Raw genomic sequence first — 21,514 nt, forward strand, 5'->3', positions numbered from 1 at the left:
CACAAAACCCATTGGGGCACGTCCCGCGGGGTCGTCGCTGCGCGGGAGTGGCGCTTGGGTTTGTAGGACAGCGCCTATTCGGGCAGCATTGGGAACGCATGGCCCGATAGTGCCTTCCCTCGGCGCGCAGCGGCCGTGCCGCCCCTGCACGGCAGGGGTCAAACGAGCAGCGCCACGCCCTTGATCTGCGCGAAAACCGGCAGGCCCGGGGCCAGCCCCAGGGTGCGTGCCGAGCGCTGGGTGACGCGGGCGAGCAGGGGCGTGCCCTGGGCATCGAGCGCCACCATGGCCAGCCCCGGGCCGTCCTCGCGCAGCGCCACCACCCGCGCCGGCAGCACGTTCAGCACGCTGCTGCGCACCGGCGCGGCCAGCGCCACCGTCACATCGCGCGCCTGCACCCGAAAGCGCACGGCCGTGCCCGGCGGGTGGGGATCGGCGGTGGCCACCAGCAATGCGCCGCCCCCGGGCAGGCGAACGTCCATGAGTTGGTCCGCCGCGTCGTAACCGTCGACCCTGCCCTCGGCCACGGTCGCCGCCGTGTCGCCCTCGGCGAGCGGCAGGTCCAGCCGCGCCAGGAGGGCCGGCGCGGGGCCGCTCGCCAGCACCCGACCGCCGCCAAGCAGCACCAGGTGCTGCGCCAGCCGGGCCACTTCGTCCTGCGCATGGCTCACGTACAGCACGGGAATGTCCAGTTCGCGCTGCAGGCGCTCCAGATAGGGCAGCACTTCGGCCTTGCGCTGCGCGTCCAGGGCGGCCAGGGGCTCGTCCATCAGGAGCACGCGGGGGCTGGCGGCCAGGGCCCGGGCCATCGCCACCCGCTGGCGCTCGCCCCCCGACAGGGTGCTTGGCTGGCGGGCCAGCAGGGGTTGCAGCCCGAGCAGTTCGACGGCCTGCTCCAGCGACACCTTCCTGCGCGCCGGGGGTGTGCGCCGCAGGCCGTACTCGAGGTTGCGGCGCACGTCCAGGTGCGCGAAAAGGCTCGATTCCTGGAACACATAGCCCAGCGCCCGCTGGTGCGTCGGGAGCCACAGGCGCTGCGCGTCGTCCTGCCACACCTGCCCATGAACGGCCACGCGCCCCTGGGCCCGCTCCAGGCCCGCCAGGGCCCGCAGGCAGGTCGTCTTGCCACAGCCCGAGGGGCCGTAGAGCGCCGTGACGCCCCGGCCGGGAAGGGACAGGTCCAGGTCCAGCACGAAGCCGCCCGGGCGCTGCAGCCGCAGGCGGGCCTCGATGGTGCCTTCGCCCGTGCAGGGCAACCGTCCCGCACCGGCCGTCATGCCGCGCCCCTGCCGGGCCGTGCGGGCTGCAGCCAGTGCAGCAACAGCAGCACCCCGAACGAGAACACCACCATGCTCCCCGCCAGCCAGTGGGCCTGCAGGTATTCCATGGCCTCCACGTGGTCGTAGATCTGCACCGACACCACGCGCGTCACGCCGGGAATGTTGCCGCCGAGCATGAGCACCACGCCGAACTCTCCCACCGTGTGCGCAAAGCTCAGCACCCCCGCCGTGAGAAAGCCCGACCGCGCGAGCGGCATCCCCACGGTGAAGAAGCGGTCCCACGGGCCCGCGCCCAGCGTGGCGGCGGCCTCCATCGGCCGCGCTCCCACCGCCTCGAATGCGCGCTGCAGCGGCTGCACCGCGAACGGCAGCGAGTACACGACCGATCCCACCAGCAGACCGGCGAAGGTGAAGGGCAGGGTGGCCAGGCCCATCGACTGCATCGCGCGGCCCACCGGGCCGTTGGGCCCCAGGGTGAGCAGCAGGTAGAAACCGATCACCGTGGGGGGCAGCACCAGCGGCAGCGCCACCACCGCCGAGACCGGGCCGCGCCAGCGCGACGGCGTGTGCGCCAGCCACCAGGCCAGTGGCGTGCACAGCACCAGCAGCGTGAGCGTGGTGAGCGCGGCCAGCCGCAGCGTGAGGCCGATGGCGGCCAGGTCCTGCGCAGAAAAAGGCATCGGCAGCGTGTCGGTCCGGCGGCTTTGGCGGGTGCGGGCAGGGGCTCAGAGCCCGTAGCCGTAGGCCCGGATCACCTCGCGCGCCGCGTCGCTGCGCAGGAATTTCATCAGGGCGATGGCGGCGGGCTGGTCCTTGCCCGTGGCGAGCAGGACGGCATCCTGCCGGATGGGGTCGTGCAGCGCCTCCGGCACCTGCCAGGCCGAGCCCTTGGCGATCTTGCCGCCTTCCATGACCTGCGACAGCGCCACGAAACCCAGCTGCGCATTGCCCGTGGCCACGAACTGGTAGGTCTGCGCGATGTTCTCGCCCGTCACGAAGCGCGGCTTAAGGCGCTCGCCCAGGCCGAGCTTTTCCAGCGTCTGCACGGCCGCCAGGCCATAGGGCGCGAGCTTGGGGTTGGCGACGGCCAGATAGGTGAAATCGCCCGCCTTGAGCACCTGGCCCTGGTCGTCCACGTAGCCTTCGCGCGGGCTCCACAGCACCAGCCGTCCCACGGCATAGGTGAAGCGTGATCCCTGCACAGCCTGGCCCTCCTGCTCCAGCCGGGCGGGCGTGGTGTCGTCGGCGGACAGCAGCACCTGGAACGGTGCGCCGTTCTTGATCTGCGCATAGAACTTGCCGGTGGCCCCGAACGACAGCACGGCCTTGTGGCCGGTGGCCTGCTCGAACGCCGCGGCGATCTTCTGCATCGGCGCCGTGAAATTGGCCGCGACGGCGACGGGCACCTCTCCGGCATGGGCCGAGGCCAGGCCCGCCAGGACCATGCCGGCAGCGGCCAGCAGTCGGGAGGGGGCGGAGGCAAATCGCATGGCGCTATTCCTTGGATGAATAGCGGTCGAGTATAGCGACGGGTTTCCCGGGCAGCCCCGGACAGCGCGGCATGATGCGCCCATGACAAAGCGGCTTTCCCTCTCCGATGCGCTGGGCCAGGGCATGGCGCACCCGCGCATCGACATCCTGCGCCAGATCGGCGTGGGCGGATCGATCTCGCAGGCCGCGCGGGCCGTGGGCGTGAGCTACAAGGCGGCCTGGCAGGCGGTGGACGCGCTCACCAACCTGGCGGGCGTGCCCCTGGTGGCGCGCGCCGTGGGCGGCACCGGCGGTGGCGGCGCGCAGCTGACCCCGGCGGGGCACGAATTGCTGAACGCGGCCGATGCGCTGGAGGAGGCCCGCCGCGAAGTGCTCGCTCGGCTGGCGCACGGCCCGGGTGGCGCGCCGGCACTGGCCCGACTGGCGTTGCGCACCAGCCTGCGCAACCAGTGGCCCTGCACCGTGCGGGCGCTGGAGCCACTGGGGCCCTTGGTGCGCGTGCATCTGCAGGGCGAGGCGGCGCCCGGCCTGGCGCTGCGCGCGCGCATCACGCGCGAGAGTGCCGAGCTGCTGGCACTGCGTCCGGGCCTGCCCGTGCTCGCGCTGTGCAAGGCCGCGGCCGTGCGCGTTCAGGCCGGTTTGCCGGCATCGGCTGCCGACAACGCCTGGCCGGCCAGGGCATCGCGCGTGTCGCGCGGGCCGGCGGGCGACGAGGTTTCGGCCACGCTGGACGCCGGGGTGCACATGGTGGGGTTCGCGCCCCCGTCGAGCGGCCTGCGGGCCCGTGCTCGTGTGGCGATGGCGGTGGACGAGTCGGCCGTGGTGCTGGCCGTCACGGGGTGACCGGATTTCGACTGGGTCCGGGTCACGGAGCGGTCTTGTCCAGGCTGCGCCGAAGCGCCTCGATGTCCTTCGGCTGCAATGGCATGAACTCACGCACCGTGGGGGCTTCTGGTGGGGGGTGGGCGAGTTCGTTTTCGCAGCGATCCAGGTTGCTCCGGATGGCCGCCCGCGTTGCCGCCGAAAGGGTGTAGCGCTCCCGCTCCACGGCCCGGAAGTATTCGGCCAGGGTGAGGTGGGCGCATTGGGTGAGCAAGGGGATCTGTGCGCTGGCTTGATCCAGGCTGAACGCGCTGCAGGGGGGCGGGGAAAGATACAACTGGAACAGCCGCAAATGGGCATCGGGACTGGTGCGGACCACGCGCTGCATGACGGACTCCACTGTGCGCGCGTCGAAGCCGGGAACCTTGTCGCAGTAGGCGTCCATGCTGCGACGCAACTCCAGGCCGATGCGCGCGCCGTGCATGGCTTTCAGATGCCACTCGTAGGCTTGGTCGAAGGGCGGAATGCCTGCCAGGTAATTGCCGTAAGCCCACTGCGCAGGGTTGTCGCCGCTTTCGGCGCGGCGTTGCAACTCCATCAGGCAAAAGCCGTGATACGAGTATTCATCCTGCTGGTCGCAGGTGACGGCGCTATCGATCCACCACCACGCGGTCCAGGCGCCGACCAGCAAGGAAAGGACCAGAGCGATTCGGGTGCCTGCCCCCCATTTTTTCCACCGGCCAATCATCGGCGCTTCCCCATTTTCTGCATCAAGGCCCCTTTCAGCAGATCGCCGGTATCGCGCGGAGAGGTTGGGGCCGTTGCAATGGGTTGTCCATCGGGCCCCCAGGTTCGCCATAAGCCTGGACGCAACAGGTCGGGAATGGGGAGCATCGCCAATACGCCCGGGAGCTTCTCGAAGGCCCCTTGCCCCACCGCAGAACCGCCCAGCGGGTAATTCCAGGTGGTTGTGGTGGGCGCCGTGACATGCGTTCGCAACACTTGGGCCAATTCACTTGCGATGCCATCGGACGTGGCTCCCGCATTGCATGCGTCGATCAAAACCGGCTCTCCGTGCCAGAGGCCGCTGCGCCGGATCGTGTCGGCCACTTCCATGCCATGGATCATTCCCTGAATGCTTTTTGCTGTGGCATGGGCAAATACATACACATAACCCGCAACACCCTTTTCCCTGAGTCCGGATTGATAGAGCACCTTATCCCCGGGCTGGATCAGGATGATCTTCTTCCTGATCGGGTCGATGGTCGCGATTTTTCGGACCCTCTTTTGCGAAGCATCGAGGCCTTCGAAGACCTGTTTGATCATTCCCTTTCCTGGTCCATATTGCATTCGCCCGTTGACCACGGGTTCTGCGGGCTCGCTCCGCAGCCATTGTGTCCATGCCATTGAAATTCGATTCGTGATGCCGTGACATGGCGAATCGCACGGGTCTTTGAATGCCACGCTCACGATTCACCTCCCTTTTTTCTGCCCGTCTTCGCAGGCCGCGGGATGATAGCGGCATGCGCAATGGGGATGACGGTCGGGGATCGCTGGCCCGCGCTCACGGCTTCATCGGGTGCTCACTCGCCTCCGAAGCGCGGTCGGAACTCCTCGCAGAACGCCGCGTTACCGCTGATCGAGAGCGTCACCGTATGCCGCGGTGCTGCGGGCTTGCCGGCGGTGGAAACGAGGCGCCGGGTGGCCTCGTCGAAAACCAGGGACTGCACGGCGGAGACCTCCCGTACGGCCTGCAGGTCGTAGTCCCAGGCGGCGCCGTCCTCGATGGCGCCGTTCTGGTTCGGGAAAGTGGCGTGGGCCCAGCCCAGCACCTGTGCGATCTCCGCGTGCAGGGCCGGCAGGTGCTCTTCGGTCACGCTGGCCATGGCATCCCAGGTGCCGGTGCCTTCGTCGTCCTCGCTGTAGTCGAATTCCAGGTAGCGCAGGGTCATGGGTTTCAGGTTTGTGGAAGGAAGGCGCCGGGGGCGGCGCGGCAGGGGGCATTTTCGGGCAGGTTTGGCCGCGCTTTGCCACAGAATGTGCAGCGCCCACGCACGTGGGCGGCTCCCTCGACCACCCTTCGCTCCTGTGAACCCCGCCATGCCCGACTCGACGACACCCTCTGCCACTTTGCTGTGCGACGGCCTGCGCTTTGCCCATGCGCAGGGCCCGGCCGTATTCGACGGCTTCACCGCCCATGCCGCGCCGGGCGCGACGCTGGTGCGGGGCGACGAGGGCTCGGGCAAGACCACGCTGCTGCGCCTGCTGGCCGGGGAGCTGCAACCCCAGGGCGGCACCGTCTGGCGGAACGGGCAGCCGTGCAGCGACCGGGCCGCGAAGGAGTCGGGCGCGGTGTTCTGGGCCGACCCGCGCGCGACGGCGCTCGATGGCACCAGCCCGGCGGCATGGTTCGGTGCGCTGGCCGGCCGCCATCCGGCATGGGACGCTTCGGCGCTGCAGGCGCACGTGGCGGGGTTCGGGCTGGAAAGCCACCTGCCCAAGGCCATGGAGCAGCTGTCCACCGGCACGCGGCGCAAGGCGCTGCTGGCGGCCGCTTTCGCGTGCGGGGCGCCGCTGGTGCTGGTGGACGAGCCGGTGGCCGGCCTGGACCGTCCCTCGGTGCAGTACCTGCAGCAGGTGCTGGCGCAGCGGGCGGCGCAGGGCGGGCCGGGCAGCGTGCTGGTGGCGCACTACGATGCGCTCGCGGGCGTGCCGTGGAACGCGGTCATCGATTTGCCCTGAGGGTGCCGGCAACGCCGTGCACCACCCGCCGCCGCGCGGGCTCGCAGCCGGGGCCTTCCCCGCCTACACTGCGATCCTTCTGCGCTGTTGCCTGTTTGTTTCTTTCCCTTCCGTTGCCATTCAGGAGCCTGGTATGGACGCCCTTCTTTTCGCACCCGTGGCCGTGGCGATTGCGCTCACGCCCGGCCCCAACAATTTCTGCGGCCTGAACAACGGCATCCGGGCCGGCGTAGGCACGGCGCTGGTGGCCACCATCGGGCGTGCGGCGGCGTTCGCCATCTTCTTGACGGTGTCCGCCGTGGGTCTGGGCGCGATGCTGCTGGCCTCCGAGGCGGCCTTCACGGTCGTGAAATGGGTGGGGGCGTGCTACCTGTTCTGGCTGGGCTGGAAGGCGTGGCGCAGCCGGGAGTTCGGCGGGCTGGAACTGGTGGAGGGCAGCGAGGCCACGCCCTCGGCGGCTGCGGTGCCGATCCGCTCGCTGATCCTGCAGGAGTTCCTGCTGGGCATCACCAATCCCAAGGCGATCATCCTGTTCGCCGCGGTGTTTCCCCAGTTCATCGACCCCGCCCAGCCCGCGGCGCACCAGTTCCTGGTGCTGGGCTCGGTGTACCTGATGGCCGAGTTCGTCTCCACCGCCGTGTACGCCACGGGCGGGCGGCAGATCCGCCGGGTGATCCGCTCGCAGCGCGGCGTGGTGCGGCTGAACAAGGCGACGGGCGGATTCTTCATGGGCGCCGGCGGGCTGCTGCTCGCGGCCAACCGCTGACTTTGTGATTCGGCGGGCCGGCGGCGCTTGCTGCCGGGTCGCTTCGCCTCGGCTTTTGTGCCATTCGGGCGCTACATCGCCTTGAAGCGGTGGGCGTAGAGCCGGCTCACCGCCAGGGTTTCTGGCCGCTCGCGCAGGCGCAGGTGCAGCCGCCCTGATTCGTCGCGCACGGCTGAGGCGATGGCGCTGGCGCGCACCAGGGTGCCGCGGTGCACCTGCCAGAAGGTGTTCGCGTCGAGCTGGGCAGCCAGTTCCTTGAGGGGCGTGCGGATCAAGTACTCCTGCGTGGCGGTCAGCACGCGCACGTACTTGTCGGCCGCCTCGAACACCACGACGTCCGCCACCGGCACCAGGTGGATCTGCGCGCCGCTGCTGGCCTGGATGACGGTGAGCGGGGCGGGGTGCGCCGCCGCACCGGCCATGCCCGGCGCAGCGGCCCCGGGCAGCGCCACCAGTGCGCGCAGGCGGGCCAGCGTGGCCTCGAAGTCCAGCGCGGCGGGCGCGGCCTGCCGTGCGAGGGTGGCCTGCAGCTTCTGGACGGCCTTGCGCAGCCGCTCGGGCTGCACGGGCTTGAGCAGGTAGTCCACGGCCTGGGCCTCGAAGGCCTGCACGGCGTACTGGTCGTAGGCGGTCACGAACACCAGCGCGGGAAAGGGCGTGTCGGCCGGCCAGGCGTCGGCCAGCTCGGCGGCTGCCTCCAGGCCGCTCTGGCCCGGCATGCGGATGTCGAACAGCAGCACGTCGGGCCGCAGGTCCAGCGCCTGCTGCACGGCCGCGAGCCCGTCGCCCACGGTGGCGGCGATCTGAAGGTCCGGCCAGGCCCGGGCCAGCTCCTGGCGCAGGGCGGCGGCCAGCAGCGGTTCGTCTTCGGCGATCAGGGCGCGGGGCGCGCGGGAGGGCGGCAGGTTCATGGCAGCGGGGGATTCAAGGGAAATACGGCCCTGGCGCATGTTCCACTAGGGCGTTGTGCTATCAAATTAATAGTGCCTTGCTCGCCGTACAGCGTGTGCAGCCGCTCGCGCACCTGCTGCAGCCCGAAGCTCTGGCGCGCCGGGCCGGGTGGCCCGGGCGGTGCGGTGCCGCCTGCGGCCAGCCCGGCGCCCGAATCCTGCACCAGCAGTTCCAGCAGGCCGTCGGGCAATGGCCGGGCGGCGATGTGGATGCTGCCGCCTTCCACCTTCGGCTCCAGGCCGTGGCGGATGGCGTTTTCCACCAGCGGCTGCAGCAGCAGCGGCGGCACGGGCACGCGGGCGAGCGCTTCGGGCAGGTCGAGCGTGTAGGCCAGGCGCGGGCCCATGCGCACCGACATCAGCTCCAGGTAGTCGCGCAGCCGGGCGAATTCGTCGGCCAGCGGATGCAGCGTGGCCCGCGAGGCGCCGAGTGTGGCGCGCAGGTAGTCGATCAGGTGGTCCAGCATGGCCTGGGCGCGGGGCGGGTCGGCGGCGATCAGCACGCGCAGGTTGGACAGGGTGTTGAACATCATGTGCGGCTCCAGCTGCGCCTCCAGCAGCTTGAGGCGCGCCTCGGCGGCGTCGCGTTCGACCTCGGCGATCTTGCCTTCCAGGAAGCGCGATTTTCCCTGGGCGTAGAAGAAGAACGACAGCGCCAGGCACGCCAGCACCGTCGTCACCATGGCCGAACTGGGGCCGCCTGCCGACGCCAGGGTCAGGCCGGGGTGCATGCTCTCGCGGTAGGCATCGCCCAGGGCCGAGCCGAACTGAAAGCCGATGGAGCCGCCCACCGCGACCAGCGCCCAGCCGCGCCAGCCCAGGGGCCACGGGATGGGGCTATGGCGTGAGAGCCACAGGCGGCCGATGTCGATCAGCAGCCAGCTCGGTAGGCCGATGGCCAGGGAGTACACGAGCTGCACGTCCCACGGTCCCCGGCCGTAGGCGAGCTGGATGCCGGCGATGGCGGCGCAGAACGCGGCGATCACCAGCCCGTGGCGAATGGATTGGCGAAGGCTGAAGTGCTGCATGGCGGCGCTGGAGAAAGGAAAAGCTTCTGGTGGGCCGATTGTGGGGGCACTCCTGGCGGCGGCCGTGCGCCCGGTCAGCGCCGCTGCAGGGCCTGGCGCAGGGCGGCGCGCTCGCGCTCCAGCAGGCGGGCGTGCAGCCGCCCGCCCGGCAGCGCCAGCCACACCGCCGCGCCATGGATCGCCAGGCCCAGGCCCCAGCCCAGCGCGGGAAACACCGCCCAGTGGCGCCCCTGGTAGGCGGCGAGGGCGGCCAGCGCCAGGTTGACGCACAGGTACACGCAGGCGTGCAGCAGCCAGCCCATCTTGGCACCGGCCCGCTTGCGGGCCAGGCGGTCCAGGTCGTCCTGGGGGGCGAGATCGTCGGGGGTGTGGAAAGCGGGCATGGCGGCTCCTTGGGGATCGGGGTGGGAGGGGAGGGAATGGCCGCACTGTGCGCCCGGCCGCCCGGTCCGGCCAGCGCCATGCGACGAACCGCCCGCCGCGCGGCGCGAACCGCTGCGCCGGGCGACAGATTTACCTTTCTTCGCACAGCAGCCAGACAATCGGTACGCAGAGCCCCTACGATTCGGCGTGCCCCCCGTGCTGCCCCGCCGGCCGCCCGGGACGGACCTTTTCCGCGACACGCCACGCCAGCCATTTCCATGAATCCACAACCACACGACGCGCCCGTTCCCAACCCGCCGCCTTCCGCCCACCGGCCGCCCTCGCGGCGATCGCGCTGGCTCGGCACGCTGCTGATGCTGGCCGTGGTGGCCCTGCTGGGCGGCGGCGCCTGGTATCTGGCGCAGCGCAGCACCGCCCCGGCGGGAGCGATGCGGGGCGCGGGCGGTCCCGGGGGGCCGGGCGCGCCGGCGGGCCCGGGTGGTCCCGGGGGGCCGGGCGGGCCCGGTTTCGGCGGCGGCGGGCGGGCCATGGTCACGGTGGGCGAGGCCACGGCACGGCAGGCGTCGCTGCCGGTGGTCATCGACGCGCTAGGGACGGTCACGCCGGTCACCACGGTCACCCTGCGCCCGCAGGTGTCGGGCGTGCTCACCCAGGTGCTGTTCACCGAAGGGCAGATGGTCAAGAAGGGCCAGGTGCTGGCGCAGATCGACCCGCGCCCCTACGAGCAGGCCCTGATGCAGGCGCAGGGCACGCGCCAGCGCGATGAGGCGCAGCTCGACAATGCCCGCATCACCCTGGAGCGCTACCGCACGCTGCTGTCGCAGGACTCGATCGCGCGCCAGGATGTGGACACGCAGGCCGCGCTGGTCAAGCAGCTGCAGGGCACGGTGATGACCGACCTCGCCCAGGAGAAGACCGCGCGCCTGAACCTCGACTACACCCGCGTCACCTCGCCCGCCACGGGCCGCATCGGCCTGCGCACGGTGGACGCCGGCAACTACGTGAGTGCCGGCGAGGCCACGGGCATCGCCACCATCACGCAGATGACGCCGATCGATGTGCAGTTCTCGGTGCCCCAGGACCGCGTGACCGACGTGCAGGCGTCGCAGCAGGGCGCGCAGCCGCTGGCCGTGACGGCGTTCGACCGCACCCGCACCACCGAAGTGGGCAAGGGGCAGTTTTCCACGCTGGACAATCTGGTGGACACCACCACGGGCACGGTCAAGGCCAAGGCCCGGTTCGAGAACGCCAACGGTGCGCTGTTTCCCAACCAGTTCGTGAACGTGCAGCTCCTGCTGCGCGAGGTGCCGGCCGTGGTGGTGCCGGTGACGGCGGTGCGCACGGGCGCCAATGGCGACTTCGTCTATGTCATCAACGAAGACCGCACGGTGTCGCTGCGCAAGGTCAAGCGTGGCCAGGCGACGGTGGGGCTGATGGCCGTCACCGAGGGCCTGAAGGCCGGCGAGCGCGTGGTGACCGAAGGCGGCGACCGTTTGAAGGACGGTGCCACCGTGCAGCTGCAAGGCGCGCGCGGCCCGGCCTCCGCAGCCAGCGGCGCCGCCGGTGTCCAGCCGCGCCGCGCACGGGCCTCGGGCCCGCGCGGGGAGGGCGAGGCCCGGGGCTTCGGCCCCCGTGGCGAGGGCCGTGGACCGGAGGGCGAGCGCCGCCAGCGCCCGCCGCAGGAGGGCGCCCAGCCCGGGGCCTCCGCCCCGCAGACCCCTTGACGACCGCCCGGCCCCACTTATGAGTCCGTCGCGTCCGTTCATCGAAAGACCCGTCGCCACTGCGCTGCTGATGGTGGCCATCGTGCTGGCCGGCCTGGTCGGCTTCAAGCTGCTGCCCCTGTCGGCGCTGCCGGAGGTGGACTACCCCACCATCCAGGTGCAGACCCTCTACCCCGGTGCCAGCCCCGAGGTCATGAGCCGCACCGTGAGTGCGCCGCTGGAGCGCCAGTTCGGGCAGATGCCGGGGCTGGCGCGCATGTCGTCCACCAGCGCCTCGGGCGTGTCCATCGTCACGCTGCAGTTCGGCCTGGGGCTGGCGCTCGACGTGGCCGAGCAGGAGGTGCAGGCCGCCATCAACGCCGGATCGTCGCTGCTGCCCACCGACCTGCCCGCGCCGCCGGTGTATGCCAAGGTGAACCCGGCCGATGCGCCGGTGCTCACGCTGGCCGTCAGCTCCGACACACTGCCGCTCACCGAAGTGCAGAACCTCGTGAACACGCGCCTGGCGCAGAAGATGAGCCAGGTGCCCGGCGTGGGCCTGGTCAGCCTGGCCGGCGGGCAGCGGCCGGCCGTGCGCATCCAGGCCGACACCAAGGCGCTGGCCTCGTACGGCATCGGGCTCGACACCTTGCGCACGGCCATCACCTCGGCCAACGCCAACAGCGCCAAGGGCAGCTTCGACGGGCCGCAGCGCTCCTACAGCATCAACGCCAACGACCAGCTGGTGACGGTGGCCGACTACAAGAACCTCATCGTCACCTGGAAGAACGGCGCGCCCGTGCGCATGACCGACGTGGCCCGCGTGGTGGACAGCGCCGAGAACAACCGCCTGGGCGCCTGGGCCAACGAGACCCCCGCCATCATCCTGAACGTGCAGCGCCAGCCGGGCGCCAACGTGATCGCCACCGTGGACAACATCAAGAAGCAGCTGCCCGAGCTGCAGGCCGGGCTGCCCGCCTCGCTGAAGGTGGAGGTGCTGTCGGACCGCACCACCGGCATCCGCGCATCGGTGCACCACGTGGAGATGGAACTGGTGCTGGCCGTGCTGATGGTGGTGCTGGTGATCTTCTTTTTCCTGCACAGCCTTCGCGCCACGGTGATCGCCAGCCTGGCGGTGCCGATCTCGCTCATCGGCACCTGCGGCGTGATGTACCTGCTGGGCTATAGTCTGAACAACCTGAGCCTGATGGCGCTCACCATCGCCACCGGGTTCGTGGTGGACGATGCCATCGTGATGATCGAGAACATCGCCCGCTACATCGAGGAGGGCGAGCCGCCGTTCCAGGCCGCGCTCAAGGGCGCCACGCAGATCGGCTTCACCATCATCTCGCTCACGGTGTCGCTGATCGCGGTGCTGATTCCGCTGCTGTTCATGAGCGATGTGGTGGGTCGGCTGTTCCGCGAGTTTGCGGTGACCCTGGCGCTCACCATCCTGATCTCGGCCGTGGTGTCGCTCACGCTCGTGCCCATGATGTCCGCGCGCTGGCTGAAACCCGAGCCGCCGCACGGCGAGCGGCGTGGCTTCGGCGGCGCGGTGCAGCGCGGCTTCGACCGCGTGATCGCGCGCTACGACATCTGGCTGCAATGGGTGCTGCGCCGCCAGGGCGCCACGCTGGTGGTGGCGCTGCTCACGATGGCGCTCACGGCGCTGCTGTACGTGGTGATTCCCAAGGGGCTCTTTCCCACGCAGGACACGGGCCAGCTGCAGGCGCGCGTGGAGGCCTCGCAGGACGTGTCGTACGCCCGCATGAGCGAGTTGCAGCAGGCCGCGGCCCGCGCCATCCTGGCCGATCCGGACGTGCAGTCGCTCAGCTCCTTCATCGGGGTGGACGCGGCCAACAACACCATGCTGAACGCCGGGCGCATGCTGATCAACCTGAAGGCCGACCGAGACGGGCAGGAGGCCGTCATGCAGCGCCTGCGCGACCGCGTGCGCGCCGTGGCCGGCGTGACGCTGTACCTGCAGCCCACGCAGGACCTGACCATCGACGCCGAGACCGGGCCCACCGAGTACCGCCTGTCGATCGGCGGGGTGGATTCGGCGCAGGTCAACGAATGGACGAACCAACTGGTGGAGCGCCTGCGCACGGTGCCCCAGGTGCGCAACGCCACGTCGGATGCGGGCGCGCAGGGCCTGTCGGCCTACGTGGACATCGACCGCAACACGGCCTCGCGCCTGTCGGTCACGGCCAGTTCGGTGGACGACACGCTCTACAGCGCGTTCGGCCAACGCATCGTCTCCACCATCTTCACCGAGACCAACCAGTACCGCGTGATCCTGGAGGCGCAGCAGGAGCATCTGGACAGCCCCGAGGCGCTGGGCACCCTGCAGCTGCGCACGGGCGGCGGCACGCCCACGCCGCTGTCCGCCGTGGCCACCATCCGCGAGCAGCTCGCACCGCTGCAGGTCACCCGCGTGGCGCAGTACCCGGCCGCCACGCTGGGCTTCGACCGGGCTGAAGGCGTGTCGCTGGGCAACGCGGTCGATGCCATCCGCGCGGCGGCGCAGGAGATCGGCGTGCCGGCGGGGCTGTCGATGCAGTTCCTCGGGGCAGCGGGCGCCTACGAAAAATCGCTGTCCAGCCAGCTGTGGCTCATCCTCGCGGCCATGGTGTGCGTGTACATCGTGCTGGGCGTGCTGTATGAGAGCTACATCCACCCGCTGACCATTCTGTCCACGCTGCCCTCGGCCGGCGTGGGGGCCTTGCTGATGCTCATGGTGACGGGCAACGATCTGGGGGTGATCGGCATCATCGGCATCATCCTGCTGATCGGCATCGTCAAGAAGAACGCGATCATGATGATCGACTTCGCCATCGACGCCGAGCGCCAGCAGGGCATGGTCCCGCAAGAGGCCATCCACCAGGCGGCGCTGCTGCGCTTTCGCCCGATCCTGATGACCACGCTGGCCGCGCTGTTCGCCGCGTTGCCGCTCATGCTGGGCTGGGGCGAGGGGGCCGAGCTGCGCCGACCGCTGGGGCTGGCCATCTTCGGCGGCCTGGTGCTGAGCCAGATGCTCACGCTGTTCACCACGCCGGTGATCTACCTGGCCTTCGACCGGCTGGGCCGCCGCTGGACGGGCCGGGGCACGGCCGCCGCGCCCGCGCAGTCCGGCGCCGCGCCCTCCGGGCCCACGCCATGAACCTGTCGCGCCCCTTCGTCGAGCGCCCGGTCGCCACCGTGCTGCTGACCATCGGCATGGCGCTGGCGGGCATCGCCGCGTTCTTCGTGCTGCCGGTGGCGCCGCTGCCGCAGGTGGACTACCCGGCCATCTCGGTGTCGGCCAGCCTCGCGGGCGCCAGCCCCGAGACCATGGCCACCAGCGTGGCCACGCCGCTGGAGCGCCGGCTGGGCGTGATCGCGGGGGTGAACGAGATGACGTCCAGCAGCTCGACCGGCTCGGCCCGCGTGAGCCTGCAGTTCGATCTGAGCCGCAACATCGACAGCGCCGCGCGCGAGGTGCAGGCGGCCATCAACGCATCGCGCGTGGACCTGCCGGCCACGCTGCGCAGCAACCCCACCTACCGCAAGCGCAATCCGGCGGATGCGCCCGTCATCATCCTCACGCTGACCTCCAAGACCCGCACACCGGGCGAGATCTACGACGCGGTCTCCAACGTGGTGAGCCAGCGCATCTCGCAGGTGGCGGGCGTGGGCGAGGTCGAGATCGGCGGCGGCTCGCTGCCCGCGGTGCGCGTGGAGCTGCTGCCGTTCGCGCTCAACCGCTACGGCATCAGCACCGAGGACGTGCGCGCAGCCATCCAGGCCTCCAACGCCAACCGCCCCAAGGGCGCCATCGAAGGCGACGGCAAGCGCCTGCAGATCTACACGCCTTCGCCCTCGCGCAAGGCGTCCGACTACGCCTCGCTGGTGATCGCCTGGCGCAACAACGCCGCCGTGCGGCTGGGCGACGTGGCGCGCGTGGTCGATGGCGTGGAGAACACGCGCACGCTGGGTCTGTTCAATGGCGACCCGGCCATCATCGTGCTCATCACGCGCCAGCCGGGCGCCAACATCATCGACACGGTGGACGGCGTGCGCGCGCTGCTGCCCGACCTGCAGGCGCAGCTGCCGCAGGACATCCAGGTGTCGGTGGCGTCGGACAGCACCAATTCCATCCGATCGTCGCTGCGCGAGATCGAGTTCACGCTCATGGTCTCCATCGCGCTGGTGGTGCTGGTGGTGGGCCTGTTCCTGCGCAAGGCGCGCGCCACGGTCATTCCGGCGGTGGCCACGGTGGTGTCGCTGCTGGGCACCTTCGGCATCATGTATTTTCTGGGTTTCAGCCTGAACAACCTGAGCCTGATGGCCCTCACGGTGGCCACCGGCTTCGTGGTGGACGACGCCATCGTGGTGCTGGAGAACACCAGCCGCCACATCGAGGCCGGCATGGACCGCATGGCCGCGGCGCTGCTGGGCGCACGCGAGGTGGGTTTCACGGTGCTGTCGATCAGCCTGTCGCTGGTGGCGGTGTTCATCCCGCTGCTGTTCATGGACGGGCAGGTGGGGCGCCTTTTCCGCGAATTCGCGGTCACGCTGTCGGTGGCGGTGGCGATCTCGCTGGTGATCTCGCTCACCACCACGCCGATGATGTGCGCGTGGCTGCTGCGCTCGGAAGACCCCGCCCAGGCCAAGCCCCCCGGCCGCTTCGCGCGCTGGGCCGAGCGGGGCTACGACGGCATGCTGCGCGGCTACGCCCACAGCCTGGACTGGGCGCTGGCGAGCAAGGCGCTGGTCATGCTGGTGCTGCTGGCGGTGATCGGGCTCAACGTGTACCTGTTCACCAAGATTCCCAAGGGCTACTTTCCGCAGCAGGACAACGGCCAGCTCAACGGCGGCTTGCGGGCTGACCAGAGCATCTCCTCCGACGCCCTGGCGCGCAAGCTGCGCCAGGCGGTGGGCATCATCCGCAACGATCCGGCGGTGGACACGGTGGTGGGCTTTTCCGGTGGCGGGCGGGCGGGCGGGGGCTTTCTGTTCGTGAACCTGAAGCCCGTGGGCGAACGCGTCGACAGCAGCAACGCCGTGATCGGGCGCCTGCGGCCGCAGCTGGCGCAGATCACCGGCCTGCAGGTGTTCCTGAGCCCGGTGCAGGACCTGCGCATGGGCGGGCGCTCCAGCAATTCGACCTACCAGTACACCCTCAAGAGCGACAACCTGGCCGACATGCGGCTGTGGGCCACGCGCCTGGCCGAGCGCCTGAAGCAGGAAGAGCTGCTGACCGACGTGGACACCGACCAGGCCGACAACGGCGTGGAGACCTATGTGGAGGTGGACCGGGCCAGCGCCTCGCGCCTGGGCGTGAGCGCCTCGGCCATCGACAGCGCGCTCTACAACGCCTTCGGCCAGCGCTCGGTGGCCACCATCTACGGCGAGCTGAACCAGTACTCGGTCATCATGGAGTGGGCGCCGGAATACACCAAGGGCCCGCCGGCGCTGGCCGACATCTTCGTGGCGTCCAACCCGACCGGGGCCACCGGCACGGCCGCCAATCCGGGCCAGCGCGGCGCCTCCACGGGGCAGGTGCTGAGCAACACGGCATCGACCATGGTTCCGTTGAGCGCCATCGCCAAGGTGGTGGAGCGGGCCTCGCCCACCTCCATCAACCACCAGGACGGCGAACTGGCCACGACGATCTCGTTCAACCTGGACGGGAACACATCCCTGAGCCAGGCGAGACAGGTCATCGAGCAGGCGGAGGCCGACATCGCCATGCCCACCAACGTGCGCGGCAGCTTCCAGGGCACGGCCCTCGGGTTCCAGCAATCGCAGTCGCAGCAGTTCTTCCTGATCCTGGCGGCCATCGTGGTGATCTACATTGTGCTGGGCGTGCTGTACGAAAGCCTGATCCACCCCATCACCGTGCTGACCACCTTGCCCTCGGCCGGCGTGGGGGCGGTGCTGGCGCTGCTGCTGTTCAACATGCAGTTCACCATCATCGCGCTCATCGGCGTGTTCTTGCTGATCGGCATCGTGAAGAAGAACGCCATCCTCATCATCGACTTCGCGCTGGAGGCCGAGCGTGCCCGGGGCCTGTCGGCGCTGGAGGCGGTGCGCGAGGCCTGCATGCTGCGCTTTCGTCCCATCCTGATGACCACGCTGGCCGCCGCGCTGGGCGCCTTGCCGCTGGCCATTGGCTTCGGGCAGGGCTCCGAGTTGCGCCAGCCGCTGGGCGTGGCCATCATCGGCGGCCTGATCGCCAGCCAGCTGCTGACCTTGCTCACCACCCCGGTGGTCTACGTGCTGCTGGACAAGCTGCGCCGCCGCTCCGCCAACGAACACCAACTGAGCCGCGCGGCCCCGCCTGCGGGTGCCGCTGCGTCTCCACTGCAACAACCATGACATCCGCTTTTCCCTCCCTTGCCTGGGCACCCCGCGCCGTGCGCGTGGCCTGCCTGGGCGCGCTGCTGCCCCTGGCCGCCTGCTCCGTGGCGCCCGTGTACCAGCGCCCCGAACTGCCCCTGCCCACCGCCTTCAAGGAAGCGGGGGCGGTGTGGCAGCCCGCCGCGCCCGCCGATGCGATCGACCGCGGCGACTGGTGGACGCTGTTCCAGGACGACGACCTGAACCGCCTCGCCTCGCAGGTGCAACTGTCCAACCAGAACATCGCGGCCGCCGTGGCGGCCTACGCCCAGGCGCAGGCGCTGGTGCGCGAGCAGCGCGCCGGCCTGTTGCCCTCGGTCAGCCTGTCGGGCAGCGGCTCGCGCGCGGGCGGCGAGGGCTCCACCCGCCGCGGTACCACCACCCAGGCGGCACTGGGTGCGGACTGGGCACCCGATCTGTGGGGGCGCCTGGGCGGTGCAGTGGACAACGCCAGCGCCAATGCCCAGGCCAGCGAAGCCGATCTGGCTTCCGCCCGGCTGTCCGCCGTGGGCTCGCTGGTGTCGGCCTATTTCCAGCTGCGCGAAGCCGATGCCGAAATCGACCTGCTGCAGGCCACCGTGCAGGGCTACGAGCGCAGCCTGCAGATCGCCCAGAACCGCTACGCCGCTGGCGTGGTGGCCAACTCCGACGTGCTGCAGGCCCGCACCCAGCTGGCCAACGCGCGCGCGGACCTCGCCACCATGCAGCAAAACCGCGCCCGCTACGAACACGCCATCGCCGTGTTGACGGGGGTGGCACCGGCCTCGTTCACGCTGCCGCCCGCGCCCTGGAACATGCGGGCCCCCGAGGTGCCCGCAGGCATTCCGTCGACCCTGCTGCAGCGCCGTCCCGACATCGCTGCGGCCGAACGTGCGGTGGCCGCGGCCAATGCGCAGATCGGCGTGCAGCGCTCGGCCTATTACCCCAGCCTGAGCCTCACGGCCTCGCTGGGCCGCAGCGGCACCAGCGTGGGCGATCTGTTCAGCGCCTCCGGCGCGCTGTGGTCGCTGGGGCTGTCGGTGGCGCAGACGGTGTTCGACGGCGGCGCCATCGCCGCCCGGGTGGAAGGGGCCGAGGCCGCCCGCGACGCCCGCGCGGCCACCTACCGCCAGACGGTGCTGACCGCCTTCCAGGCCGTGGAGGACCAGCTCACCGTGCTGCGCACGCTGCAGGCGCAGGAGCCTTTGCGCCAGGAAGCCGTGTCGGCCGCCAACCTCACCGAGCAGCAACTGCTGAACCGCTACCGCGAGGGCCAGGTGAGCTACACCGAGGTGGTGACGGCCCAGGTCACCGCGCTGTCGGCACGGCGCGCGCTGCTGCAGCTGCAGGTGAACCGACAGCTGGCGGCCGCCACGCTGGTGCAGGCGCTGGGTGGGGGATGGCAGGCGCGGTGGGAAGGCGGGGCAGGGGCGCGGTGAGCGTCTGGTGAAGCGGTTGGAAACCAGCGGTGGCCAGGAGGGTGCTACCGTGCCCCCGGTGCACCTCCGGTCCTGGCGCAGGCAATGACGCGATGCCCGCATCGGCGTATTCAGTCGGCGCAATGAAATCAGCGTAATACTTGCTTCATGGATTGGTGTTAAACCGATTCACCCCAGCTGCCGTCCCTTTTCGCCCCAGACAATGACGCTCACCGAACTCAAGTACATCGTCGCCCTTGCGCAGGAAAAGCGTTTCAGCCGCGCAGCCCACCTTTGCAATGTCTCCCAGCCCTCGCTGTCGATGGCCATCAAGAAGCTGGAAGAGGAACTGGAACTCAAGCTGTTCGAGCGCACGGCGGGACAGGTGTCGGTCACGCCGGTGGGTGAGGAGATCGTCTACGAGGCCCGGCGGATCCTCGAGCATGCGGCCGCCATCCAGAAAATCGCCCAGCGCGGCAAGGACCCGCTGGCCGGCACGGTCAAGATCGGCGTGTCCTATACCGTCGGTCCGTATCTGCTGCCCGAGCTGGTGCACCACTCCAAGGCCCGCACGCCGCAGATGGAGCTCATTCTCAAGGGCAGCTTCACGGAGCGGCTGATCGAAATGCTGGGCACGGGGGAGATCGATTGCGCCATCATGGCCGAGCCCTTTCGCTCCACCGGGCTGGCCAAGGCGGCCCTGTACGACGAACCCCTGATCGCGGCGGTGCCTGCCTCGCACATCCTGGCGCGGCGTGAAAGCGTCTCCACGACCGAGCTGCAGGGCGAGACGCTGCTGCTGCTGGAGGCGGACGAGAGTTTGCGGGAACACCTGGAAGCACTGAGCCCGGAGGCAGCGCCGGCCCTGGGCGATGCGGAAGGGGTGAGCCACACCTTCGAAGGCTACTCGCTGGAAACCATCAAGCACATGGTCTCGCGCGGCATGGGCATTACCCTCGTGCCGCGCCTGTCGGTGCCGCAGGACCAGATGCACTCGGGCTACAAGCGGCGCAAGGACGATGAGCATCCCGCCGAAAAGCGCCGCCGCAACGACGACAACCAGATCCGCTACCTGCCCATCCAGCAGGAATCCGGCCAGCCGCCACCCGTGCGTCGGATCGTGCTGGCCTGGCGCAGGAGCTTTCCCCGCTACGAGGTCATTGCCGCCCTGCGCAATGCGATCTATGCGTGCGAGCTTCCCGGCGTCACGCCCATTCTGAGGTAGAGGGGCCGCTGGGCTGGGATCAGGGACCTGGCTTGCCGGCGGTCAGGGGCGGGTAGGTGCCCGTCCCTTCGGGCCAGGCGGTGAGCACCTCGTACCCCTCGGGCGTGACCGCCACCATGTGTTCCCACTGGGCGGAGAGGGATCGGTCCTTCGTCACCACGGTCCACCCATCGGACAGTTGCCGGGTCTCGCGTCTGCCCGCGTTGAGCATCGGCTCGATGGTGAACACCATGCCCGGTTCCAGCCGCAGCCCCTCTCCGCGGCGGCCGTAGTGCAGCACTTGCATATCTTCGTGATAGACCTGACCGATGCCGTGTCCGCAGTACTCGCGCACCACGCTGAAGTGCTCCCGGTGAGCCACGGACTGGATGGCATGGCCAATGTCGCCCAGCGTCCCTCCGGGTCGGACCTGCTGGATGCCCGCCCGCAGGGCTTCATAGGTCGTCTCCACCAGGCGCCGGGCCAAGGTACTGGGGGCGCCGACGAAGTACATGCGGCTGGTGTCGCCGAACCATCCATCCTTGATGACGGCGACATCGATGTTGACGATGTCGCCCTGCTGCAGGATCTTGTCGGGCGAAGGGATGCCATGGCAAACCACCTGGTTGACGGAGGTCAGGATGGTCTTGGGGTACCCCTGGTAGCCCACGTTGGCTGGAATGGCGCCCTGGACATTCACGATGTGGTCATGGCAGATGCGGTCGAGCGCCTCGGTGCTCACGCCGGGCACGACGTGGGGTGCCACCATGCTGAGGACCTCCGCGGCCAGTTGCCCCGCCTGCCGGGCCATCGCGATCTGCTCGGCCGACTTGATGCGAATGTCGCTGGTCATCAGTGTTGCCCGGGCGAGGAGGGGGCGGGCTTGCCCGAGGAGGCCGTTGCAGCCACCGAGATGTCCAGTCCCCCGGCGAGCTCGGCGCGGATCAGCAGTTGGCAGATTTCCCGGTGGTTCAACTCCGGATACAGCTCGGTGAGCATGCCGACGCGCATCCAGTGCTCGGCCTGCGCATTGATCGATCGGCTGAGTGCGTTGCCTGCCACGCGCAGGTTTTCGTGCATCAGATCCGAAATTTTGACGATTCCCATCAGTCACCTCTATACGATACGTATGTGAAGTATATGTGTTTCATATGGTTTTTGATGGCTTCTCACGGGTTGGATCCGTGACTGGGAAACCAAGCAACCTCCTTTGACCTTTAAGCTGCCGCTCTTTCCAATCGCCAACGGGTGTTTACCGCGCAACTCGGTTCGCATTCGTTGAAACGAGAGCACGCGACCCGGTTACGCTCGGAGCCCGCGCCGGGGCGCGCGTTGCCGTGCGACGGGCTGCTGTCTTACTGTT

Annotated in this window: 19 protein-coding genes; 8 read left to right on the forward strand and 11 right to left on the reverse strand. The window is 69.7% G+C overall.

Going from position 1 to position 21,514, the window contains the following annotated elements:
• Positions 1-158: 158 nt before the first annotated feature.
• The 3 genes from modC to modA are packed head-to-tail and all read right to left on the reverse strand — an operon-like array spanning position 159 to position 2,770.
• Complete coding sequence (modC, locus tag R1Z03_RS14190) at positions 159-1,277, reverse strand: molybdenum ABC transporter ATP-binding protein (RefSeq protein WP_317351946.1); 1,119 nt, start codon at positions 1,275-1,277, stop codon at positions 159-161.
• Positions 1,274-1,960 carry a molybdate ABC transporter permease subunit gene (gene modB, locus R1Z03_RS14195; RefSeq protein WP_317351949.1) on the reverse strand — a complete coding sequence of 229 codons (687 nt, stop codon included), beginning with the start codon at positions 1,958-1,960 and terminating at the stop codon, positions 1,274-1,276. The genes modC and modB overlap by 4 nt, the downstream gene beginning before the upstream one ends.
• A gap of 45 nt (positions 1,961-2,005) precedes the next feature.
• Complete coding sequence (gene modA / locus R1Z03_RS14200) at positions 2,006-2,770, reverse strand: molybdate ABC transporter substrate-binding protein (protein ID WP_372588150.1); 765 nt, start codon at positions 2,768-2,770, stop codon at positions 2,006-2,008.
• A gap of 82 nt (positions 2,771-2,852) precedes the next feature.
• Here modA and R1Z03_RS14205 point away from each other — a divergent pair, with 82 nt between their 5' ends.
• Complete coding sequence (locus R1Z03_RS14205) at positions 2,853-3,614, forward strand: TOBE domain-containing protein (protein ID WP_317351952.1); 762 nt, start codon at positions 2,853-2,855, stop codon at positions 3,612-3,614.
• A gap of 22 nt (positions 3,615-3,636) precedes the next feature.
• On the opposite strand, the gene R1Z03_RS14210 is transcribed toward R1Z03_RS14205, so the two are convergent.
• From R1Z03_RS14210 to R1Z03_RS14220, 3 genes are all read right to left on the reverse strand, one after another.
• Positions 3,637-4,284, reverse strand: a complete 648-nt coding sequence (locus tag R1Z03_RS14210) for a hypothetical protein (RefSeq protein WP_317351955.1) — start codon at positions 4,282-4,284, stop codon at positions 3,637-3,639.
• 53 nt (positions 4,285-4,337) lie between these two features.
• The gene (locus R1Z03_RS14215) at positions 4,338-4,919 is read right to left on the reverse strand and encodes a hypothetical protein (protein WP_317351957.1); all 582 of its coding nucleotides are present in this window, start codon (positions 4,917-4,919) and stop codon (positions 4,338-4,340) included.
• Between the two features lie 257 nt (positions 4,920-5,176).
• A complete protein-coding gene (locus tag R1Z03_RS14220; RefSeq protein WP_317351959.1) occupies positions 5,177-5,545 on the reverse strand; it encodes a hypothetical protein in 369 nt (122 codons plus the stop codon).
• Positions 5,546-5,693: 148 nt separating this feature from the next.
• On the opposite strand from R1Z03_RS14220, the gene R1Z03_RS14225 reads away from it, so the two are divergent.
• Both R1Z03_RS14225 and R1Z03_RS14230 read left to right on the forward strand, forming a co-directional pair.
• The gene (locus R1Z03_RS14225) at positions 5,694-6,335 is read left to right on the forward strand and encodes an ATP-binding cassette domain-containing protein (protein WP_317351961.1); all 642 of its coding nucleotides are present in this window, start codon (positions 5,694-5,696) and stop codon (positions 6,333-6,335) included.
• Positions 6,336-6,468: 133 nt separating this feature from the next.
• A complete protein-coding gene (locus R1Z03_RS14230; protein WP_284394813.1) occupies positions 6,469-7,101 on the forward strand; it encodes a LysE family translocator in 633 nt (210 codons plus the stop codon).
• A gap of 71 nt (positions 7,102-7,172) precedes the next feature.
• Here R1Z03_RS14230 and R1Z03_RS14235 read toward each other — a convergent pair whose 3' ends face one another.
• From R1Z03_RS14235 to R1Z03_RS14245, 3 genes are all read right to left on the reverse strand, one after another.
• Positions 7,173-8,012, reverse strand: a complete 840-nt coding sequence (locus R1Z03_RS14235; RefSeq protein ID WP_317351965.1) for a LytTR family DNA-binding domain-containing protein — start codon at positions 8,010-8,012, stop codon at positions 7,173-7,175.
• The gene (locus R1Z03_RS14240) at positions 8,009-9,079 is read right to left on the reverse strand and encodes a sensor histidine kinase (protein ID WP_272564364.1); all 1,071 of its coding nucleotides are present in this window, start codon (positions 9,077-9,079) and stop codon (positions 8,009-8,011) included. The genes R1Z03_RS14235 and R1Z03_RS14240 overlap by 4 nt, the downstream gene beginning before the upstream one ends.
• A 74-nt stretch (positions 9,080-9,153) precedes the next feature.
• A complete protein-coding gene (locus R1Z03_RS14245; RefSeq protein WP_272564362.1) occupies positions 9,154-9,462 on the reverse strand; it encodes a 2TM domain-containing protein in 309 nt (102 codons plus the stop codon).
• A 258-nt stretch (positions 9,463-9,720) separates the two neighbouring features.
• On the opposite strand from R1Z03_RS14245, the gene R1Z03_RS14250 reads away from it, so the two are divergent.
• From R1Z03_RS14250 to R1Z03_RS14270, 5 genes are all read left to right on the forward strand, one after another.
• Entirely contained in the window at positions 9,721-11,187 is a 1,467-nt protein-coding gene (locus tag R1Z03_RS14250; protein ID WP_317351970.1) for an efflux RND transporter periplasmic adaptor subunit, read from the forward strand.
• A 19-nt stretch (positions 11,188-11,206) separates the two neighbouring features.
• A complete protein-coding gene (locus tag R1Z03_RS14255; protein WP_317351973.1) occupies positions 11,207-14,329 on the forward strand; it encodes an efflux RND transporter permease subunit in 3,123 nt (1,040 codons plus the stop codon).
• On the forward strand, positions 14,326-17,529 hold the full coding sequence (locus R1Z03_RS14260) for an efflux RND transporter permease subunit (protein WP_317351976.1): 3,204 nt from the start codon (positions 14,326-14,328) through the stop codon (positions 17,527-17,529). Before R1Z03_RS14255 ends, R1Z03_RS14260 begins: the two co-directional genes overlap by 4 nt.
• On the forward strand, positions 17,526-18,968 hold the full coding sequence (locus R1Z03_RS14265; protein WP_317351979.1) for an efflux transporter outer membrane subunit: 1,443 nt from the start codon (positions 17,526-17,528) through the stop codon (positions 18,966-18,968). Before R1Z03_RS14260 ends, R1Z03_RS14265 begins: the two co-directional genes overlap by 4 nt.
• Before the next feature lie 202 nt (positions 18,969-19,170).
• Complete coding sequence (locus R1Z03_RS14270; protein ID WP_317351982.1) at positions 19,171-20,172, forward strand: hydrogen peroxide-inducible genes activator; 1,002 nt, start codon at positions 19,171-19,173, stop codon at positions 20,170-20,172.
• Between the two features lie 19 nt (positions 20,173-20,191).
• On the opposite strand, the gene map is transcribed toward R1Z03_RS14270, so the two are convergent.
• Together map and R1Z03_RS14280 are read right to left on the reverse strand one after the other, a co-directional pair.
• The gene (map, locus tag R1Z03_RS14275; RefSeq protein ID WP_317351985.1) at positions 20,192-21,004 is read right to left on the reverse strand and encodes a type I methionyl aminopeptidase; all 813 of its coding nucleotides are present in this window, start codon (positions 21,002-21,004) and stop codon (positions 20,192-20,194) included.
• Positions 21,004-21,258, reverse strand: coding sequence for a ParD-like family protein (locus tag R1Z03_RS14280; RefSeq protein WP_272564350.1), 255 nt, complete (start codon positions 21,256-21,258; stop codon positions 21,004-21,006). The genes map and R1Z03_RS14280 overlap by 1 nt, the downstream gene beginning before the upstream one ends.
• Positions 21,259-21,514: the final 256 nt, after the last annotated feature.

Origin of the sequence: Acidovorax sp. BLS4 (assembly GCF_032929295.1) — a bacterium.
GTDB lineage: Bacteria > Pseudomonadota > Gammaproteobacteria > Burkholderiales > Burkholderiaceae_C > Paracidovorax.

What these genes read in the sequence shown, in the direction of transcription:
- modC (WP_317351946.1), bottom strand. Translation starts at nt 1,277, where the DNA reads ATGACGGCCGGTGCGGGACGGTTGCCCTGCACGGGCGAAGGCACCATC.
- modB (WP_317351949.1), bottom strand. Translation starts at nt 1,960, where the DNA reads ATGCCTTTTTCTGCGCAGGACCTGGCCGCCATCGGCCTCACGCTGCGG.
- modA (WP_372588150.1), bottom strand. Translation starts at nt 2,770, where the DNA reads ATGCGATTTGCCTCCGCCCCCTCCCGACTGCTGGCCGCTGCCGGCATG.
- R1Z03_RS14205 (WP_317351952.1), top strand. Translation starts at nt 2,853, where the DNA reads ATGACAAAGCGGCTTTCCCTCTCCGATGCGCTGGGCCAGGGCATGGCG.
- R1Z03_RS14215 (WP_317351957.1), bottom strand. Translation starts at nt 4,919, where the DNA reads ATGATCAAACAGGTCTTCGAAGGCCTCGATGCTTCGCAAAAGAGGGTC.
- R1Z03_RS14220 (WP_317351959.1), bottom strand. Translation starts at nt 5,545, where the DNA reads ATGACCCTGCGCTACCTGGAATTCGACTACAGCGAGGACGACGAAGGC.
- R1Z03_RS14225 (WP_317351961.1), top strand. Translation starts at nt 5,694, where the DNA reads ATGCCCGACTCGACGACACCCTCTGCCACTTTGCTGTGCGACGGCCTG.
- R1Z03_RS14230 (WP_284394813.1), top strand. Translation starts at nt 6,469, where the DNA reads ATGGACGCCCTTCTTTTCGCACCCGTGGCCGTGGCGATTGCGCTCACG.
- R1Z03_RS14235 (WP_317351965.1), bottom strand. Translation starts at nt 8,012, where the DNA reads ATGAACCTGCCGCCCTCCCGCGCGCCCCGCGCCCTGATCGCCGAAGAC.
- R1Z03_RS14240 (WP_272564364.1), bottom strand. Translation starts at nt 9,079, where the DNA reads ATGCAGCACTTCAGCCTTCGCCAATCCATTCGCCACGGGCTGGTGATC.
- R1Z03_RS14245 (WP_272564362.1), bottom strand. Translation starts at nt 9,462, where the DNA reads ATGCCCGCTTTCCACACCCCCGACGATCTCGCCCCCCAGGACGACCTG.
- R1Z03_RS14250 (WP_317351970.1), top strand. Translation starts at nt 9,721, where the DNA reads ATGAATCCACAACCACACGACGCGCCCGTTCCCAACCCGCCGCCTTCC.
- R1Z03_RS14255 (WP_317351973.1), top strand. Translation starts at nt 11,207, where the DNA reads ATGAGTCCGTCGCGTCCGTTCATCGAAAGACCCGTCGCCACTGCGCTG.
- R1Z03_RS14260 (WP_317351976.1), top strand. Translation starts at nt 14,326, where the DNA reads ATGAACCTGTCGCGCCCCTTCGTCGAGCGCCCGGTCGCCACCGTGCTG.
- R1Z03_RS14265 (WP_317351979.1), top strand. Translation starts at nt 17,526, where the DNA reads ATGACATCCGCTTTTCCCTCCCTTGCCTGGGCACCCCGCGCCGTGCGC.
- R1Z03_RS14270 (WP_317351982.1), top strand. Translation starts at nt 19,171, where the DNA reads ATGACGCTCACCGAACTCAAGTACATCGTCGCCCTTGCGCAGGAAAAG.
- map (WP_317351985.1), bottom strand. Translation starts at nt 21,004, where the DNA reads ATGACCAGCGACATTCGCATCAAGTCGGCCGAGCAGATCGCGATGGCC.
- R1Z03_RS14280 (WP_272564350.1), bottom strand. Translation starts at nt 21,258, where the DNA reads ATGGGAATCGTCAAAATTTCGGATCTGATGCACGAAAACCTGCGCGTG.